The organism is Bosea sp. (in: a-proteobacteria), from assembly GCF_023953965.1.
In the GTDB taxonomy this organism is placed as follows: Bacteria; Pseudomonadota; Alphaproteobacteria; order Rhizobiales; family Beijerinckiaceae; genus Allobosea.
In genome coordinates this window covers 2,386,286-2,403,386 of record NZ_JAMLIX010000001.1, presented here as the reverse complement: position 1 = coordinate 2,403,386, position 17,101 = coordinate 2,386,286, and the positions used below count along the sequence as shown (strand labels likewise).

Here is a 17,101-nt window from a genome sequence, read left to right as displayed (position 1 = left end):
GCGCCGGTGGGACGCGCAGCGATCTAAGGCTTGACGAGGCCGGGGCACGGCGCCTATATCGCGCCTCGACGACGAGCCGGCCATGCCGGCTTTGATCCCTGTGGCGGGGTAGCTCAGCTGGTTAGAGCAGCGGAATCATAATCCGCGTGTCGGGGGTTCAAGTCCCTCTCCCGCTACCACAACTTTCTCAAATGAAATCAAACGCACAGCCTCTGCGGAGGCTGAGGACGGAGCGTGATTTCGGGTTGAGTCAGCTCGCAACACGTTTCGTTTGATTTCAACGGGCTACAGCGGGGTCGCGGCGCCTCTACGCAACACCGCCGGCAGTCGAACACAATTCGTTCCTGTTAGGGGGTGGAGGTGAAGCGCGCTCCTGCCATTCCCCTCTCTGCGCCGCCCGAGGCGGCCGGCAGCTCGTCGGATATCCCCTGGCCCGCGCGGGCCCCTAGACTGAAGCGAGGCTTCCGGTCGCGGCATCGACGCCGTCGCGGGCTTCTTCGCCTGAGCGTCGCCGCAGCAGCCGGGCCAGCCGCCGTCTTCGCACCGCCATAACCTCGGAGCACATCCATGAACCGCCTTCTCGCGGCGTCCGCTCTCGCCTGCGCGCTCGCCGCCTCCGCCTGCATCCCCAAGGACGACGCCGGTCCTAAAACCTCCGCCGAGGGCTGGCGCCAGGTCGCGGCCGGGGCCGGTCAGATCATCGGCAAGACGAAGGCCGACGCCACGGTCGCCAGGGCATCGGCCACGCTCGACGAGACCTGCACGGCGCTGCGCGTCATCGCGGTCGGCGCGACGCTGTTCTCGCCGGAGCGGTACCGCATCGCAGCCCGGCAAGCCGCCGCGGCCGTCGACACGATCTGCGACAGCCCGCCGGCCGATGTCGCCTCCGCCCTGACGCTGGCCGCCGACGCCTATGCGGCCGTGGTCGCCGTTCGCGACGGCGCCTGACGCCCGGCAGCGACCCGCTCGACGTGATGATGCGGTCATGAACGAAAATCCGCAGCGATCGGATGATCGCTGCGGGTTCCGATTTCAGGCCGGGCCGCCCTGCCCGGCGTTTCGCGCAGGGCCCGGCCGGTTCCTGCGGCTCACGCGGCCTTGGCGAGGCCGGGCGCGACGGTGAAGGGCGCCGCCGTCTTGGCCTTGACCTCGTCGAGGCTGACGCCCGGCGCGAGCTCGATCAGGGTCAAGCCCCCGCCATTGGCCTTGTCGCAGGTCATCACGCACAGGTCGGTGATGACAAGGTCGACCACGCCCGCGCCGGTCAGCGGCAGGGTGCAGCGCTCCAGCACCTTGGATTCGCCATGCTTGTTGGCGTGGTCCATCACCACGATGATCTTCTTGACGCCGGCGACGAGGTCCATCGCGCCGCCCATGCCCTTCACCATCTTGCCCGGAATCGTCCAGTTGGCGATGTCGCCATTGGCCGACACCTCCATCGCACCCAGGATGGTCAGGTCGATATGGCCGCCGCGGATCATCGCGAAACTGTCCGCCGAGGAGAAGAAGCTCGAGCTCGGCAGGATCGTGACCGTCTGCTTGCCGGCATTGATCAGGTCGGGATCGGCCTCGCCCTCATAGGGGAATGGGCCGATGCCGAGCAGGCCGTTCTCCGATTGCAGCGTGACGTTGACGCCGTCGGGAATGTAGTTCGCCACCAGCGTCGGGATGCCGATGCCGAGATTGACGTAATAGCCGTCCTTCAGTTCCCTGGCCGCTCGCGCGGCCATCTCGTCGCGGGTCCAAGCCATCAGGCGGCCTCCCTCTTGCGCTCGGTCAGCTTCTCGATCTTCTTCTCGTTGATCGTGCTCTTGATGATGCGGTCGACATAGATGCCGGGGGTGTGGATCGCTTCGGGATCGAGCGATCCGACCGGCACGATCTCCTCGACCTCGGCCACCGTCACCTTGCCGGCGGTCGCCATGTTCGGGTTGAAGTTGCGCGCCGTCTTTCGGTAGACGAGGTTGCCGGCGGCATCGCCCTTCCAGGCCTTGACGATGGCGAGGTCGGCCTTGAGCCAGGTCTCGCGGACATAGAGCGCGCCCTCGAACTCCTCGACCGGCTTGCCCTCGGCGACGACGGTGCCGACGCCGGTGCGGGTGTAGAAGGCGGGGATGCCGGCGCCGCCGGCGCGGATGCGCTCGGCCAGCGTGCCCTGCGGGTTGAGCTCGAGCTCCAGCTCGCCGGAGAGGTATTGCTGCTCGAACAGCTTGTTCTCGCCGACATAGGACGAGATCATCTTCCTGACCTGCCGGCTCTCCAGCAGCATCCACAGGCCGAAGCCATCGGCCCCGGCATTGTTCGAGATCAAGGTGATGCTCTTCACCCCGGAATCGCGCACCTGCGGGATCAGGCTCTCGGGATTGCCCGACAGCCCGAAGCCGCCCGACATGATCGTCATCCCATCGAACAGCAGCCCGTCCAGCGCCGCCTTCGGGCCGTCATAGATCTTGTTCGTCATTCTCACCTCTCGTCTGGCGCAGCGATCCTAGAACATCGGACCGAAAAGTGGAGTCCGCCCGGCACCGCTCGCTCCACCGTGTAGTTCCCCTTGCGTCGATACCTTCACGGCAGGCTTGTCAACAGCGTCCCCTTGACAAAACGAGTCATAGCATATAGGAATAATAACCTATATATGATCGAAATCATATGGATCGCCCATGTCAGACACATCCCGTCTCAATCTCCCGCTCCTCGCCGCCGGACAGGCCCAGAAGCACGTCACCCATAACGACGCGCTGACGGATCTCGACGCGCTCGTCCAGCTCAGTGTCGTCGCCCGCGACATGCTTTCGCCTCCCCCGAGCCCGGCCGAGGGCGGAATCTGGCTTCTCGGCGCCACGCCGCTGGACGAATGGGCGGGGCGGGGCGGAAAGCTCGCCGAGCGGCGCGACGGCGGCTGGATCTTCCATGCGCCGCGTGCCGGCTGGATCGTCTGGGTCGAGGACGAACAGGTGCTCCTCGTCCATGACGGCGCCGATTGGCGCGGCGTCCTCGACGGCGGGGCCCCCGCCCAGCTGACGCGTTTAGGGCTCGCCACCACGGCCGATGCCGCCAATCCTTTCGCGGCCAAGCTGAACAAAGCTCTGTGGACCGCGCTCACCACCGGCGAGGGCGGCGACGGCGACCTGCGCTTCACCCTGGACAAGGAGGCCACCGGCAACGTGCTCTCCCTGCTCTTCCAGTCGGGTTATTCCGGGCGGGCCGAGATCGGCCTGGTCGGCGACGACGATCTTGGGTTTCGCGTCTCCTCCGACGGCTCGCTCTGGCAGGAGGCGCTGCGGATCGCCGCCGGCGGAGCCGTGAGCTTCCCCTCGGTGGGGACCACGGCCGCGGCGGCCAACGCCGTGCTCGACAGCGGCACCGGCAACGCCCTGCTGCGCTCGACCTCATCGCGCCGCTACAAGCGTGACATCCAGCCGCTCGCCCCGGAGGTGGCCGACCGGGTTCTCGCGCTGTCTCCCGTCCGCTACCGCTCCGCGGCGGTACGCGACCGTGCCGAATGGAGCTGGTACGGGCTCCTGGCCGAGGATGTGGCGGCGGTCGACCCCCGCCTCGTCCACTGGACCGACGAGGACGAGCCGTCGGAGGGGGAAGACGGCGCGCGGCGCCTGCGGCCCGACGCCGTCCAGTACGACCGGTTGAGCGTGCTGCTGATCGACGTGGTCCGGCGCCAGCGCGCGGCGATCGACGGGCTGACGGCGCGCATCGCGGCGCTGGAGGGCCGCTTCGGCAGCCTGGCAGGTTGACGGCGGGATCGAGGGCGGTCAGGCGCCCGGCGCGGCCATGGCGGCCTCGACCTCGGCGGCGGTGGGCAGGTCCGCGCCCCGGCGCGTCACGGTGATCGCGGCGGCGGCGGCGGCATAGGCGATGAGGTCGGCGATGGCGTCCCGGTCGAGCGCGGCGATCGCTTCGGGGCTGAGCCGGCCGGTCCGGCTGAGCCGCGCGAGCAGCGCGGCGTGGAAGGTGTCGCCCGCCCCGACCGTATCGCGGACAGAAACGCGCCGGCCCGGCACGCTGACCCGGCCGGCGGCGGAGAAGGCCGTGGCGCCCCGCTCGCCCTGCGTGACGACGACGAGCTTTGCGCCCAGATCGAGCCAGTGGGCCGCGGCCTCGGCTTCGCCGAGCGCGCCGTCCCAGGCGATGCGGATATCCTCGTCGCTCGCCTTGATCAGCGTCGCCGCGCGGTAGAAGCGCTCGGCCGCCCGATGCCAGCCGGCGAGCCCCCCGAGCGCCGTCGGGCGCAGATTGGGGTCGACGCTGACGACGCGCCGGCCGCCTTCGCGCTCGGCCAGCGCCGCGAAGGCCGAGCCGGCGGGTTCCACCGCCATGGTGTAGGAGCCGAAGGTCAGGGCCCGGATCGCATCGGGCAGGGCCGGCGGCAGATCGGCCGGCAGGAGCGAGCGGTCGGCCGCGCCTTCGCCATGGAAGGAATAGCTCGCATGGCCGTCCCGGCCGGTGGCCACGACGGAGATGGTGGTGAGCCGGTCGCTCCGCACGAGATAGCGGCCGTCGACCCCCTCCCGCGCCAGCACCTCGGCGAGCATGCCGCCGAAGCCGTCGCGCGAGACGCCGCCGAGGAAGCCCGCCGCGACGCCGAGCCGCGCCAGGCCGATCGCGACATTGAAGGGCGAGCCGCCGGCCACGATCCGCGCCGGCATCTCGCTGCCCTCGGCCGCGCCGGCGAACAGATCGACCAGCGCTTCGCCACAGACCAGGATCATCACGGTCGACCTTCGCTATCCGTCATTGCGGAAGCGCCGACGACGACCGGTCGGAAGACGCATCCTCGATCACAAGGAAGCAGGCGAGCGGGCAAGTAAAGCTGGATCGCCGTTTTGTATCCGGTAGGACGGCGATCTAGTCGCAACCCTCCCCGCCCTTCGGGCTGGTGAGGATCGGCCAGAAGCCGATCAGCCAGACGGCGAAGGCCGCCGACCAGAGCCCGGCCGCGAGCTGATAGTGCAGGCCGATGAGGCTCTCGCCGATGCCGATCTCGGGCAGGATGCGCATCAGGCCCGCCGCCGCCATCAGCGCGAGCGCGAGCTTCGCAGCGCCCGGCAGCACGAGGTCGCGCCCGCTATGACGCAGGCCCGCGATCACGAAGACCGCCATCACCGCAAGCCCGAGCGCCCCGACCGAAAGCAGGTGCTGCCCCGTCACCGGCGAAACCGGCGCGCCGAGCCCGGCGAGGCCGAGCACCAGGAAGCCGAGGCCGCCGCAGGCATTGGCCGCGGCGAGCGCCAGAACCTCGGCGCGCAGCACGGCCCGGCCGATGAACCATTCGGCCAGACGGTCGAGGAAGGCCGCCGCCGCCGCGAGCGCGAGCCAGGCCGGCACGGCCGAATCGGGCGCGACGAGCGCAGCGGAGAGCTGCAAGCCGACGAGCCCGGCAGCGAGGTTCTGGCGGCCGGGATGGGGCCGGTAGGGCGTGGTCTCGCCAGTGGGATCGAGCGCGTGATTGACGACGACGACGTTGATCCGCGCGATGGCGAGCGAAAGGAAGACCAGGAAGACCGCGAGCGCCGCCTGCAACAGCCTGGCCGACCAGACCGTCTCGCCCAGGAACCAGGCCGCGCGGATCGCAAGCTCGATCAGGGCGAACAGCGAGATCCAGAGCAGGAAGGAGCCGTGGCGCGTGCTGCGCCGCTCGATCAGCGGGCGGGCGATATAGATCAGCAGCAGCATGAGGAAGGCGAAATCGGTCGCCGCTGCCGGCAGGATCAGCGCATCGGCGCCGACGAAGCCGATCAGCCGGCCGGGCAGCCAGAACGCCAGCAGGAGCAGGAGCGCGCGCCCCCGCCTGGCCCGCGTATCGGTCCATTCCGGCATGGCCGAGCCGAGGAAGCCGGCGAGCGCCGCGCCATAGGTGCCGAAGATCATCTCATGGGCGTGCCATTGGCCGGGCGGCACCTGCCGGGCGAAAGGCAGGTCGAAGGACAAAAGCGTCACCCAGATAAGCGGCAGCAGCACGGCATGGACCGCGGCCACGGGAAAGAACAGCTTCAGCGCCTCGGCGAGCAGCGGATGGGGAAGCCTCACTGGCGTGGGGTCGCTCATGCTACTGCCTGTCGCCGTCGAACAGATCGGCGAAGGCTACGTCCTGCGCCCAGGCCTGCACGGTTTCGAAGACGCTGCGGTCGTCGCGCTCGCCGGGTGCGCCTTCCGGCACGCGCTCGGCGACGATGCCCTCCTGCCGGCCGGACAGCACGACGATGCGATGCGCCAGCCTGATCGCCTCGGAAAGATCGTGGGTGATGAAGAGGGCCGAGAATTTCTCCCGGACGCAAGCGGCGATGACGAGGTTCTGCAGCACGCGGCGCAGGCCGATATCGACCGCGGTGAAAGGCTCGTCGAAATAGACGACCTCGGGATCGATCGCCAGCGCCCGCGCGACCGCCGTGCGCTGGCGCATGCCGCCGGAAAGCTCCGCCGGGTATTTGTCGAGGTCCCGCTCGAACAGCCCGACCTCGGCGGCCCGCCGCTCAGCCACCGCGCGGCGCTCAGGCCTGCCCATGCCGTGCGCCTTGAGCCCATAGGCGATGTTGTCGCGCGCCGTCATCCAGGGCAGCAGGCGCGGCTCCTGGAAAACCACGGCGTGGCGCCGGTAATGCCGCCGCACCCGCCCGCGCAGCGGATCGATCAGCCCGGCGGCGATCTGGAGCACCGTGGTCTTGCCGCAGCCGGAGGGGCCGACCAGAGCCACGACCTCGCCTTCGCCGAGCGTCAACGAGAGATCCTCGAAGACGGCCCGGCCGAGGAAGGCGTGGCCGATGCGGTCGAGCGCAAGCCTCATCGCTTCACGCCCCAGGGCAACCCGGCCTCGCGCCATTGCTCCAGCCGGTCGCGGACGGGCTGGATCAGGGCATATTCGGTGAACAGCGCGAAGCCGACGGTGACGAGCACGATCGCGGTGACGCGCGGGATGTCGAAGAGCGCCCGCGCGCTGGCGAGGTCGCCGCCGAGCCCGCCGGCGTTCGACAGAAGCTCCGCCATCACCGTGACCTTCCAGGCCGAGCCGGCCGTCGTCGTCCAGGCCGGAAAGAGATAGGAGACCATGTGCGGTATGGTGACGGTGTTGAGCCGCATCAAGGGCCCCGCGCCGAAGGAGCGCGCCATGGCGTCGAGCCCGCGGTCGCGCGTGGCGGCGCCTTCGAGCCCGCCGGCGAAGGAGATCGGCAGCGAGGCGACGACGACGGTCATCACGGCGGTGCCGCCGCCGGCGCCGAACCAGATCAGCGCCAGCACGATCCAGGCGATCGGCGGCACGCCGAGGATGACGGTGACGACCGGGCGCATCAGCCGCATCGCCGCGAAGGAATAGCCGGCGGCGATCCCGGCCGCCGTGCCGATCAGGACGGAGAGCGTGAAGCCGAGCGCCGCCCGCTCGGCCGTCTCGCGGGCGGCGCGGCGGAAGGCCTCGTCCTGCGCGAGCTTGACGACCTCGTGGGCGGTCTCGAGCGGGGCGGGCAGGATGAAGGAGCCGTAGAGCTCGTGACCCGCCTGCCAGGCGGCGGCGATGCAGAACAGCCCGGCCGCGCCGGCCCAGCCGGACCAGAGATAGCGGCCGGCCCAGCCGAGGAAGGCGAGCCCGTGGCGCATCCCGTCACAAGGCGTAGAAGGCGTCGCCCGGCAGCTTGCCCCCGATGATGCGGGAATCGTCCGTTGCGAGCGCCGTGAACAGCGCCTCGAGATCCGGCCGCGCGGCGGAAGCCGTCTCGGCCGCGAGGTTGCTCACCGGCACGGCGCCGGCGAGCACCGGCGCCGGCAGCTGGAACAGCCCCGCCGCCTCGCCGGCGACGCCAGCCGGGTCGGCCAGGACAGTGGCGAGCGCCGTCTCGATCGCGCGCTGGAGCGCGGCGATGCCCTCCGCCCCGATCTGCTGCGTCAGCGCATCGGTGACGGCAAGCCCCGCCTGCGGGATGTTCGGGCGCCCGGTCGCGGCGGCCCAGAGCTTGCGCAGGTCGACGGCGCGCTCGAGCGGCTTGGCACGCAGGCCCGACAGCAGGATCGCGGCCGAGGTCGCGGGCTCCGACAGAAGCGCGGCATCGACGCGCCCGCCGAGCAGGAGCTGCACCGCCTCCGGCGGCGTGCCCGAATAGTCGATATTGAGCTCGTCGGGCTTGAGCCCCTGCGCCGCGAGCATCCGGCGGAACAGGAAGTCGGGCATGTCGTTCTTGAACGGCACCGCGACGCGCTTGCCCTTCAGATCGGCGAGCGTCGCGACCGTGTCGGCCGGCGCCACCACCTGGAGCAGGCCATGGGTGAGGATATTGGCCAGCCGGATGCCGAGGCCGCGATTATGCAGGTTCGCCGCGACATATGTCGGCACCACCACCGCCTTCATCCCGCCAGACGAGACGCCGGCGCGCATCTCGTCGGGCGTGCGCCAGATCCTGACCTCGACGTTGTCCGCGAAGCGCTTGAGCGAAGGGTCCTTCGCCGCCGCGACGAGCAGGAGCCCCGGCGTCGCCGGCGGCCCCCAGAGCACGAGCGGCTCGGCCGCGCTGGCAAGCCCCGGCATGGCGAGCGCGGTCGCGGAGGCGGCGAGGAAGCGGCGGCGGTCGAACATGGCAATCCCCTGTTGCGCCCGCCTCAGAAGCGGGCCTTGAGCCCGGCGAAGAAGGCGCGTCCCGTGCCTGGCTGGAAGGCCGCCTGGTCGGGCCGGGCCTGATCGACGATCAGGGTCGCGGCGGCATAGGTCTTGTCGAAGACGTTGCTGACCTCGCCGAAGACGGTGACGCTGTCGTTGACGCGGTATTCGGTGCGCAGGTCGACGAGCGCGTAAGGCGCGGCATAGAGCGTGTTCATGTTGTCGACCGGCGTCTTCTCCGGGCTCCAGCGCAGCGAGGCCTGCAGCATCCAGGCCTGCGTCGCCTGATATTGCAGCGTCGCGTTGATGAGGTGGCGCGGCGTGCCGGCGAGGCGGTTGTTGCCGCGCAGCGGGTCGTTGTCGAAGCGGAAATCCTGATAGGTATAGGCGAGGCGCCCGGTCAGCCCGTCGAGGAGCTTCGCGCCGAGGCCGAGCTCGACCCCGAAATGCGTGGTCTTGTCGGCATTGACCGCGCCCAGCGAGGCGCCGGTGGCGTCGCGCAGGCTGAGCAGTTCCTTGTCGATCCAGGAATAATAGACGACGCCGTCCCAGGAGAAGTCGCCCTGCCGGCCGCGCCAGCCGCCTTCCAGCGTCGTGCCGGTCTGCGCCTTCAGTGCCGGGGTGGAGAAGGCGGCGGCAGCCGCCATCGGCGCGCCCGGATTGGGGCGGCCGGGGCTGCTGTTGGGCGTGCCGTTGATCGTCGCCAGCAGGTCCTCATGGGTCGGCGGCTCGAAATTGCGCGACAGCGCGGCGAAGACGATCTGGTCGGCGCTCGGCCGCCAGCTCAGGCCGAGGCTCGGGCTCCAGCCGTCATAGGTGCGCTTGTAGCTCGAATCCTGCCGCGGGACCGCGCCGTTGGGCAGGAGCGCATAGGGCGAGGCGGGGTTGTAGGCGTTGGTCGGCCGGCGCGCGAAGGCATAGGTATCGGTGTTGTCGCGCGTCGCATGGGCGTAGTTGATCGCCGGCGACAGCGTCACCCCCTGCCAGAGCGGGATGTTGGCGCCGGCATGGAGCGAGAGCGTGCTGGCATCGAGATCGCTCTCGCCGAACAGCGCGCCTTTCATGCCGCCCTGGTTGAGGTAGTTCTCGCGCTTGGCCGAGCCGATGACGTATTGCGCCGTGGTCTCGAACAGCGGCAGGGCGGCGGCCTGGTCGGGCTTGTAGGCATAGCGCGCGACCGCCGTGAAATCGCCGCCCTTGGTGACCCTGACGCCCGACGACATCGGGAAGCGGAACATGTCGTCGGTGTAGGTGTAGCCGAGGCCGAGATCGACGAGATGCGGCCCGAATTCCGCCGTGGTCCGGTTGCCGATGAAGAACTGCTGCGTCTCCCGCCTCGGCCGGTCGCGCAGGACATTGGGGCCGGGATCGACCGCGACGCCGGCGACGACGCGCGGGCCGCCATGCACCTGCCTCGGATTGGCGCGCAGGCCCTGTCTGGTCAGCGGGCCGGAGACGTCGAAGCTGAGATCGGTATAGCCCATGAAGAAGCGGGTCTTGATGTTTTCGGTCAGGGCGATGCCGACATTGGCGCTGACGCTGGCGCGCTGCGACTCGTTATGGGCGCGATAGCCGTCGCGGCGGCCGAAATCGCCCTGGATCAGCGCGTCGAACCCCTCGCCGCGATAGCCCGTCTGCCCGGAGAGGTTGAGCTGCCCGAAGCTGCCGCCCGAGACCCGGACCTCGGTCCCCGGCGCGCTGTTGCCGGTCGGCGAGACGAAGTTGAGCGCCCCGCCCAGCACGGTGGCTCCCAGCCGATGCGCGCTCGCGCCGCGATAGACCTCGATCGCCTCCGCCTGGAGCGGATTGGCGAGCCCGACGATATAGGAGCCGTCGGCCCGGTTGAGCGGAAGCCCGTCGCGCAGCACGAGGATGCCGCGCTCGACCGGGTTCTGCTGCAGGCCGGAGCCGCGGATCTGGATGCGCGGCTGGTCGTTGCCGCCGAAGAACTCCTGCACGACGACGCCCGGCGCGTTCTGCAGGGCCTGCGCCAGCGTCGGATTGCCGCCGCGCGGAATGTCGTCGGCGGTAAGCAGCGTCGCGGCCCCCGCCGTGGCGAAGAAGCGCTCGCGCACGAAGGCCGGCACCCCGGCGGGAGCGCCCTCGACCACGATGGTGTCGAGCACGATCGCAGAGCCCGGAGAGGCCGACTGCGCCAGGCACGCCTGCGCCGACACGGTCGTGAGCAGGGCCGCCAGCGTCAATCGTCCGAGAAGACGGGAGGAATCGGCGCGTGCCGAGGGAAAATCCGCGCGATGCAGGTTGGATTGCAGCATGGAGACGATCTAAAATAGGAATGTCAGATGGCACTTTTCATACAGCGCCGTAACCGAGACTGTAAACATCTGTTTACAGGGTGCGACATGTTGTTTCATGTCGACCTTGAGTCTTACAAAGAAAGAGTTCTTGTTTCAAAAATTAAAAACTGGAATTATTCCAGATAAAATCTGATATCGTGACTTCCACACGCCCTTGCCATTGTCTCGCTTTTTTGAACGGACATCGATGATGAAGGAACCCACCATGCGATTGACCCAGTTCAGCGAATACGCATTGCGCCTCCTGGCCTTCGCCGCCGTGCATCCGGGTCGCCTCGTCACCGTCGAGGAGGCGGCCGTGTCCTGCGACATCTCGCGCACGCATCTGATGAAGGTGGCCAATCTGCTGGTTCGCCAGAACTTCCTCAAAAGCGTTCGCGGTCGCTCCGGCGGGCTGATGCTGGCGCGCCCGCCGCAGGAGATCGCGCTCGGCGCGCTCATCCGCGTGACCGAGCCGGCCTTCTCCGTCGTCGAATGCTTCGGCGAGGCGCAGGGGCGCTCGCCGCTGGATCTCGCCCGTTGGCGGGGGATCCTGTCCGGCGCGATGGAGCAGTTCCTGGGCGAGCTCGACCGCTATACGCTCGGCGATCTCGCCGCCGATCCGCAGCGCTTCGGCATCGGCATGCCGGCGGCCTGAGCGTGCCGGAACCCGGCCTCTTGTCGTCGCGATACCCTCGGCTATGCTGCAAAAAACATAAGATTCGGGAGGGGTAATGCTGATCTGGTGGTCGATCGCCTGGCTGGCCTGCGCCGCGATATTCCTGGAGCTGGTGGAGCGGGCTCCCGCCATCGACAACTGAGCGCCCTCAGGCGGCTCCGGCCGCCGCGAAAGCCTGACCGACGATGCGCCGCGCATCCTCCTGGATGGCGGCAAGATGCGCCTCGTCCCGGAAGCTTTCCGCGTAGATCTTGTAGACCTCCTCGGTACCGGAGGGGCGCGCCGCGAACCAGCCATCCGCCGCCGTGACCTTGACGCCGCCGAGCGCCGCGCCGTTGCCCGGCGCATGGCTCAGGATCGCCGTGATCGGCTGGCCCGCGAGCTCCTTCGTCGCGATCTGCTCTGCCGAGAGGTTCTTGAGCACCGCCTTCTGGCTCGCGCTCGCGGGCGCATCGACGCGCGCGTAGCGGGGCTCGCCGAGCTCGGCCGTCAGCTTGCCGTAGAGCACGCCGGGATCGGCCCCGGTCTTCGCCGTGATCTCGGCGGCGAGCAGGCCCAGGATGATGCCGTCCTTGTCGGTGGTCCAGGCCGTGCCGTCCATGCGCAGGAAGGAGGCGCCGGCGCTCTCCTCCCCGGCGAAGCCGAAGCCGCCCGAGATCAGCCCCTCGACGAACCATTTGAAGCCGACCGGAACCTCGACCAGCCGCCGCCCGAGCCTGGCGGCCACGCGGTCGATGATCGCGCTCGACACCGCGGTCTTGCCGATCGCGGCATCCGCGCGCCAGCCCGGCCGGTTGGCGAAGAGATAGGCGCTCGCCGCCGCGAGGTAGTGGTTCGGGTTCATCAGCCCGCTGCTGCGCGTGACGATGCCGTGCCGGTCGGCGTCGGTATCGTTGGCGAAGGCGACGTCGAAGCGCTCGCGCGTGCCGATCAGCCCGGCCATCGCATAGGGCGACGAGCAGTCCATCCGGATCTTGCCGTCCCAGTCGGCGGTCATGAAGCCGAAGGCCGGGTCGATCTCCCGGCTGACGATGGTGGCGTCGAGCCCGTAGCGGTCGATGATCGGCTGGTAATAGTCGAGCCCGGCCCCGCCGAGCGGATCGATGCCGATCGCGACGCCGGCCTCGCGGATCGCCGCCATGTCCACGACAGTGGCGAGGTCCGCGACGTAAGCCGTGACATAGTCCCGGCGCCGGACATGCCCGCTCTTCAGCGCCTTCTCAAAAGGCATCCGCGCGATGCCGGCGAGGTTGTCTGCGAGGAAGGCGTTGGCCTGCTTCTCGATCCAGCCGGTCGCGTCGGTATCGGCCGGCCCGCCATGGGGCGGGTTGTATTTCAGCCCGCCATCGGCCGGCGGGTTGTGCGAGGGCGAGATCACGACGCCGTCGGCGAGCCCGCTGGTGCGGCCGCGGTTATGGCCGATGATCGCGTGCGAGATCACCGGGGTCGGGGTGAAGCCGAACTTTTCGTCGACGATGGTGGCGACGCCGTTGGCGGCGAAGACCTCCAGCACCGTCTCGAAGGCGTTGCGCGAAAGCGCATGGCTGTCGATGCCCAGGAAAAGCGGCCCGTCGATCCCCTGCCCGCGGCGGTAGAGGCAGATCGCCTGCGCGATGGCGAGGATATGTGCCTCGTTGAACGAGCGCAGCAGGGCCGAGCCGCGATGCCCCGAGGTACCGAAGGCGACCTGCTGCGAGCGCTGCGTGGGGTCCGGCCGGTCGAAATAAGCTTTTGTCAGGGCCGCGACATCGACCAGTTGGCCGGGCTCGAGCCGCTTGCCGGCCAGGGGGCTGACGGAATCGCTCATGAAGGGGGTCTCGGTTGCAGGCGGGCGGAACGTGCGTCTCTTATAGACGCGCGCCTGAACAGAGTCGCAACGGAATGCGGCCGGGTCGCGGCGCGGGCGCGGGCGGTTGAGCTCGCGGCGGATGCAGCCTACCTATCGGCCAGCCCGCGACGTGAAACCGCGCGCCCGGAGACCGAACCCATGCCCGCCACCCGATTGATCGACCGCGGCGTCATCCGCGTCAGCGGCGAGGAGGCGCGCGGCTTCCTCCAGAACCTCGTGACCAACGACATGGACGAGGTCACGCCGGAGCGGGCCGGCTACGGCGCGCTGCTGACACCGCAGGGCAAGATCATCTGCGATTTCCTGATCGTCGCGCTGCCGGCCGAAGACGGCGGCGGCTTCCTCATCGATTGCCCCCTGCTCCAGAGCGCGGATCTGATGAAACGCCTGAAGCTCTACAAGCTGCGCGCCAAGGTCACGCTGGAGGATCTGACGGAAGCATGCGCCGTCATCGCCGCGACCGACGGCGCCGCCCTGCCGCGCGACGCCGGCCTCGTCTATGACGACCCGCGCCTGCCGGCGCTCGGCCAGCGCGCCGTGACCGACAGAGAGCGCGGCGAGGCGCTCGCCACCGGCGAGCCGGAGGCCTATCACGCCCGCCGCGTCGGGCTCGGCATTCCCGCCGGCGGGCGCGACTTCGCCTATGGCGACGCCTTCCCGCACGAGGCCCTGCTCGACCAGCTCGGCGGCGTCTCCTTCAGGAAGGGCTGCTATATCGGGCAGGAGGTGGTCTCGCGCATGCAGCATCGCGGCACGGCCCGCTCGCGCGTCGTGCCGATCGTCTTCGACGACGGCGTCGCTGCCGAGACCGGCGCGGAAGCGAGCGCGGGCGGCAAGCCGATCGGCACGATCGGCTCGGGCGCGGACGGCCGGGCGCTGGCCTTGCTCAGGCTCGACCGGCTGGCCGATGCGCTCGCCGCCGGCACGGCGCCGCTCGGCGGCGGGCTTGCCTTCCATCTCGCGGAGAAGCCCGGCTTCATCCGCTTTCCCTTCCCCGGCGAGCCGGGCTTCGGAGCCGCGCCATGACCGAGGCAAATATCTTGACGGAGGCAAATATCTTGATCGAGGAGCGCATCGCCATCGAAGGGCCGGACGGCCGCTTCCGCTGCCGCTGGCCGGGCAGCGACCCGCTCTACCTCGCCTATCACGACAGCGAATGGGGCGTGCCGGAATACGATTCCCGCGCGCTCTGGGAGAAGCTGATCCTCGACGGCTTCCAGGCGGGCCTCTCCTGGATCACCATCCTGAGGAAGCGCGACGCCTTCCGCGCCGGCTTTGCCGGCTTCGAGCCGGACAAGGTCGCCCGTTTCACGGAGGTCGACGTGCAGCGCCTGCTCGCCGATCCCGGCATCATCCGCCATCGCGGCAAGATCGAGGGCGCGATCAGGAGTGCACAAGCCTATCTGAGGCTGAGCGAACGCGAGCCCTTCGCCGATTTCCTCTGGAGGCATCTCGACGGCCGCGCGCTGCAGAACGCCTTCCGCACCCAGGACGCAGTACCGGCGCAGACCGCGCTGTCGGAAGCGATGTCGAAGGAATTGAAGAAGGCCGGCTTCACCTTCTGCGGCCCGACCATCGTCTATGCCTTCATGCAGGCCTGCGGGCTGGTCAACGACCACCTGACCGGCTGCTTCCGCTGGAGCGAATGCGCCGCGCTCGCCCGCGACAGCCGCGCGGCATGACGGCGAGAGCCTGAGCCATGGCCCGCAAGTCCGAACCGCCCCGCGCCTGGCAGCGCATGCTCTCCGGGCGCCGGCTCGACCTGCTCGACCCCTCGCCGCTCGACATCGAGATCGAGGACATCGCCCACGGCCTCGCCCGCGTCGCCCGCTGGAACGGCCAGACGCGCGGCGCCCATTCCTTCTCGGTGGCGCAGCATTCCCTGCTGGTCGAGGCGATCGCCGCCCATCTCGATCCGGGCCTGAGCCGCGAGGCGGGCCTGATGGCGCTGCTGCACGACGCGCCCGAATACGTCATCGGCGACATGATCTCGCCGTTCAAGGTCGTGATGGGCGATGCCTACAAGAGCGTGGAGGGGCGCCTGCTGGCGGCGATACACCTGCGCTTCGGCCTGCCTCCGGCGGCGCCGGCCGCCCTGAAGCGGACGATCAAGCAGGCCGACACCGTCGCCGCCTTCTTCGAGGCGACGCGTCTGGCCGGCTTCGGCAGGCAGGAGGCCCTCACATTCTTCGGCCGGCCGCGGGCGCTGCCGGCCGAGGTTCTGGCTCTGCTCTCTCCGCTCGACACCGAGGCGGCTCAGGCGCGCTTCCTGGCGCGCTTTACCGCACTCGGCGGGGGCGGGCTTACAGCGTCAGCCTGACCGCGCTGATCTCGTTGGCGATCGCCTGGAAGACCGGCCCGAGTTCAGAGGCTTTCTTGACGTCGTAGTACATCTCCGGCGCCGAGGCGCAGTCCTTCAGCAGGGTCGCGTTGCCGTCGATGACGCGGATCGTATAGAGGCTGATCCCGTCCGCCTTGATGTTCGTGCAGGCGAGCTTCGTGCGTTTGTCGATCTCGCTGCCGCTGCTGGTGAAGCGGTTCTCGGTGTTTTCGCCGTCGGTCAGCAGGATCATGTATTTCTTGAGCCGCGGCTCGGTCTTCGGCTTCGCGCTCGTGAACGGAGCCTGCGGCGTCAGCGTCGCCCAGCCCCAGACGGCGCCGATCGTGACGTTGGTGTTGCCGACCGGGGTCATCGTGTCGATATGCGTGTTCAGCGCGTCCCAGTCGTTGGTCAGCGGCTTGATTTCCGCCAGCGAAGACTGGCTGCACCAGAACGCCGGATACTGCTGATCGATCGACGAATACGCGCCTCCGTCGGTCGTATCGTAATTCTTCTCGCGATCCATGAAGCAGCCCTGAGCGGCAGACGACCAGACCGCCTTGGTCATCGTCTCAGTGCATGTCTTTCCGTTGTTGGTGCAAACGAGGTTGCTCGTATCAGTGATACTGACATCCTTATTCGTTGCCGGGTTGCGCCATTTGCAATTCTTCGTATCCTTGTCGCAAGTGACATTGCGGCTCACGGCATAGTTGATCCACGACTCGTTCTTGAGGCCGCGGTCGGCCCGGACCTGCGTATTGAACGGCACGATCGAGATCTTGATCTGGTCGGGGTCGATCGAGGCATCCTTCATGATCTTGACCAGATCCTTGGAAGCCTGCTTCAGCGCCGTCATCTTGCCCGACGAGGACATCGAGCCCGTATTGTCGAGCACGAGCGCGAGCTCGATCTTGTTGGTGCCCCAGGTCGCCTGGCTGGTGCTGCCCACGGCGAGCTCGGAGGTGCCGATCACGCGGGAGATCGTCGTCTGCACCTCGGCGTTGGCGGCGATCTGGATCGTGCGCGCCGTCCGGTCGATCGTCACGACCGCGCCCTTGTATTCCTCTTTCGCCTCGCGGGGCAGATTGTCGCGGATCCACTTGTCGATACGGTCCCTGATCTGCGCGTCCGTCAGCTTCTGGGCATCCCGCGCCGCCATCAGCGCCGCGGTGTCGATCGCGGAGTTGAGCGCCTGGCGGGTATTGGTGGCACGGGAGTAATCGATGGCGACACCGACGACGCCCATCATCGGAATGAGCGCGATGCCGAACAGCATCAACACGTTGCCGCGCTGATCCCGGCAGAAGCGCCGCATCGTCTCAGGCAGGAAACCGGTCTTCATCTTGTGCCTCTTCCAGGGCCG

16 protein-coding genes and 1 tRNA gene are annotated in these 17,101 nt (G+C 68.8%); 7 read left to right on the top strand and 10 right to left on the bottom strand.

The window, feature by feature from the left end:
• Window positions 1-102: 102 nt before the first annotated feature.
• Window positions 103-179 (top strand) — tRNA-Met (locus tag M9917_RS11115).
• Window positions 180-567: 388 nt separating this feature from the next.
• Entirely contained in the window at window positions 568-948 is a 381-nt protein-coding gene (locus M9917_RS11110; RefSeq protein ID WP_297253634.1) for a hypothetical protein, read from the top strand.
• Window positions 949-1,088: 140 nt separating this feature from the next.
• Here the strand turns inward: M9917_RS11110 and M9917_RS11105 are convergent, their stop codons facing one another.
• Both M9917_RS11105 and M9917_RS11100 read right to left on the bottom strand, forming a co-directional pair.
• Window positions 1,089-1,751, bottom strand: coding sequence for a 3-oxoacid CoA-transferase subunit B (locus M9917_RS11105; RefSeq protein ID WP_297253633.1), 663 nt, complete (start codon window positions 1,749-1,751; stop codon window positions 1,089-1,091).
• Window positions 1,751-2,461, bottom strand: a complete 711-nt coding sequence (locus tag M9917_RS11100) for a CoA transferase subunit A (RefSeq protein WP_297253631.1) — start codon at window positions 2,459-2,461, stop codon at window positions 1,751-1,753. The genes M9917_RS11105 and M9917_RS11100 overlap by 1 nt, the downstream gene beginning before the upstream one ends.
• A gap of 199 nt (window positions 2,462-2,660) precedes the next feature.
• On the opposite strand from M9917_RS11100, the gene M9917_RS11095 reads away from it, so the two are divergent.
• Window positions 2,661-3,749 carry a DUF2793 domain-containing protein gene (locus tag M9917_RS11095; RefSeq protein ID WP_297253629.1) on the top strand — a complete coding sequence of 363 codons (1,089 nt, stop codon included), beginning with the start codon at window positions 2,661-2,663 and terminating at the stop codon, window positions 3,747-3,749.
• Between the two features lie 18 nt (window positions 3,750-3,767).
• On the opposite strand, the gene M9917_RS11090 is transcribed toward M9917_RS11095, so the two are convergent.
• From M9917_RS11090 to M9917_RS11065, 6 genes are all read right to left on the bottom strand, one after another.
• A complete protein-coding gene (locus M9917_RS11090) occupies window positions 3,768-4,724 on the bottom strand; it encodes a carbohydrate kinase family protein (RefSeq protein ID WP_297253627.1) in 957 nt (318 codons plus the stop codon).
• 136 nt (window positions 4,725-4,860) lie between these two features.
• Window positions 4,861-6,060, bottom strand: a complete 1,200-nt coding sequence (locus M9917_RS11085) for an NnrS family protein (protein WP_297253625.1) — start codon at window positions 6,058-6,060, stop codon at window positions 4,861-4,863.
• A 1-nt stretch (window position 6,061) separates the two neighbouring features.
• Window positions 6,062-6,796, bottom strand: coding sequence for an ABC transporter ATP-binding protein (locus tag M9917_RS11080; RefSeq protein WP_297253624.1), 735 nt, complete (start codon window positions 6,794-6,796; stop codon window positions 6,062-6,064).
• Window positions 6,793-7,602 (bottom strand): ABC transporter permease, encoded by an 810-nt coding sequence (locus M9917_RS11075; protein ID WP_297253623.1) that lies wholly within the window; start codon window positions 7,600-7,602, stop codon window positions 6,793-6,795. The genes M9917_RS11080 and M9917_RS11075 overlap by 4 nt, the downstream gene beginning before the upstream one ends.
• Before the next feature lie 4 nt (window positions 7,603-7,606).
• Window positions 7,607-8,572, bottom strand: coding sequence for an ABC transporter substrate-binding protein (locus M9917_RS11070; protein WP_297253621.1), 966 nt, complete (start codon window positions 8,570-8,572; stop codon window positions 7,607-7,609).
• Window positions 8,573-8,595: 23 nt separating this feature from the next.
• Window positions 8,596-10,869 carry a TonB-dependent receptor family protein gene (locus M9917_RS11065; protein WP_297253619.1) on the bottom strand — a complete coding sequence of 758 codons (2,274 nt, stop codon included), beginning with the start codon at window positions 10,867-10,869 and terminating at the stop codon, window positions 8,596-8,598.
• Window positions 10,870-11,116: 247 nt separating this feature from the next.
• Here M9917_RS11065 and M9917_RS11060 point away from each other — a divergent pair, with 247 nt between their 5' ends.
• Window positions 11,117-11,548, top strand: a complete 432-nt coding sequence (locus M9917_RS11060) for an RrF2 family transcriptional regulator (protein WP_297253617.1) — start codon at window positions 11,117-11,119, stop codon at window positions 11,546-11,548.
• Between the two features lie 169 nt (window positions 11,549-11,717).
• Here M9917_RS11060 and pgm read toward each other — a convergent pair whose 3' ends face one another.
• Window positions 11,718-13,376 (bottom strand): phosphoglucomutase (alpha-D-glucose-1,6-bisphosphate-dependent), encoded by a 1,659-nt coding sequence (gene pgm, locus M9917_RS11055; RefSeq protein ID WP_297253615.1) that lies wholly within the window; start codon window positions 13,374-13,376, stop codon window positions 11,718-11,720.
• A gap of 180 nt (window positions 13,377-13,556) precedes the next feature.
• Here pgm and ygfZ point away from each other — a divergent pair, with 180 nt between their 5' ends.
• The 3 genes from ygfZ to M9917_RS11040 are packed head-to-tail and all read left to right on the top strand — an operon-like array spanning window position 13,557 to window position 15,738.
• Complete coding sequence (gene ygfZ / locus M9917_RS11050; protein WP_297253614.1) at window positions 13,557-14,444, top strand: CAF17-like 4Fe-4S cluster assembly/insertion protein YgfZ; 888 nt, start codon at window positions 13,557-13,559, stop codon at window positions 14,442-14,444.
• Between the two features lie 35 nt (window positions 14,445-14,479).
• Entirely contained in the window at window positions 14,480-15,100 is a 621-nt protein-coding gene (locus M9917_RS11045) for a DNA-3-methyladenine glycosylase I (protein ID WP_465246375.1), read from the top strand.
• A gap of 17 nt (window positions 15,101-15,117) precedes the next feature.
• Window positions 15,118-15,738 carry a YfbR-like 5'-deoxynucleotidase gene (locus tag M9917_RS11040; protein ID WP_297253611.1) on the top strand — a complete coding sequence of 207 codons (621 nt, stop codon included), beginning with the start codon at window positions 15,118-15,120 and terminating at the stop codon, window positions 15,736-15,738.
• Here the strand turns inward: M9917_RS11040 and M9917_RS11035 are convergent.
• Window positions 15,722-17,080, bottom strand: coding sequence for a TadE/TadG family type IV pilus assembly protein (locus tag M9917_RS11035; protein ID WP_297253609.1), 1,359 nt, complete (start codon window positions 17,078-17,080; stop codon window positions 15,722-15,724). The two genes, M9917_RS11040 and M9917_RS11035, sit on opposite strands and share 17 nt — an antisense overlap.
• Window positions 17,081-17,101 lie beyond the last annotated feature (21 nt).

What these genes read in the sequence shown, in the direction of transcription:
- M9917_RS11065 (WP_297253619.1), bottom strand. Translation starts at nt 10,869, where the DNA reads ATGCTGCAATCCAACCTGCATCGCGCGGATTTTCCCTCGGCACGCGCC.
- M9917_RS11110 (WP_297253634.1), top strand. Translation starts at nt 568, where the DNA reads ATGAACCGCCTTCTCGCGGCGTCCGCTCTCGCCTGCGCGCTCGCCGCC.
- M9917_RS11035 (WP_297253609.1), bottom strand. Translation starts at nt 17,080, where the DNA reads ATGAAGACCGGTTTCCTGCCTGAGACGATGCGGCGCTTCTGCCGGGAT.
- M9917_RS11070 (WP_297253621.1), bottom strand. Translation starts at nt 8,572, where the DNA reads ATGTTCGACCGCCGCCGCTTCCTCGCCGCCTCCGCGACCGCGCTCGCC.
- M9917_RS11040 (WP_297253611.1), top strand. Translation starts at nt 15,118, where the DNA reads ATGGCCCGCAAGTCCGAACCGCCCCGCGCCTGGCAGCGCATGCTCTCC.
- M9917_RS11075 (WP_297253623.1), bottom strand. Translation starts at nt 7,602, where the DNA reads ATGCGCCACGGGCTCGCCTTCCTCGGCTGGGCCGGCCGCTATCTCTGG.
- pgm (WP_297253615.1), bottom strand. Translation starts at nt 13,376, where the DNA reads ATGAGCGATTCCGTCAGCCCCCTGGCCGGCAAGCGGCTCGAGCCCGGC.
- ygfZ (WP_297253614.1), top strand. Translation starts at nt 13,557, where the DNA reads ATGCCCGCCACCCGATTGATCGACCGCGGCGTCATCCGCGTCAGCGGC.
- M9917_RS11105 (WP_297253633.1), bottom strand. Translation starts at nt 1,751, where the DNA reads ATGGCTTGGACCCGCGACGAGATGGCCGCGCGAGCGGCCAGGGAACTG.
- M9917_RS11080 (WP_297253624.1), bottom strand. Translation starts at nt 6,796, where the DNA reads ATGAGGCTTGCGCTCGACCGCATCGGCCACGCCTTCCTCGGCCGGGCC.
- M9917_RS11085 (WP_297253625.1), bottom strand. Translation starts at nt 6,060, where the DNA reads ATGAGCGACCCCACGCCAGTGAGGCTTCCCCATCCGCTGCTCGCCGAG.
- M9917_RS11060 (WP_297253617.1), top strand. Translation starts at nt 11,117, where the DNA reads ATGCGATTGACCCAGTTCAGCGAATACGCATTGCGCCTCCTGGCCTTC.
- M9917_RS11090 (WP_297253627.1), bottom strand. Translation starts at nt 4,724, where the DNA reads ATGATCCTGGTCTGTGGCGAAGCGCTGGTCGATCTGTTCGCCGGCGCG.
- M9917_RS11100 (WP_297253631.1), bottom strand. Translation starts at nt 2,461, where the DNA reads ATGACGAACAAGATCTATGACGGCCCGAAGGCGGCGCTGGACGGGCTG.
- M9917_RS11095 (WP_297253629.1), top strand. Translation starts at nt 2,661, where the DNA reads ATGTCAGACACATCCCGTCTCAATCTCCCGCTCCTCGCCGCCGGACAG.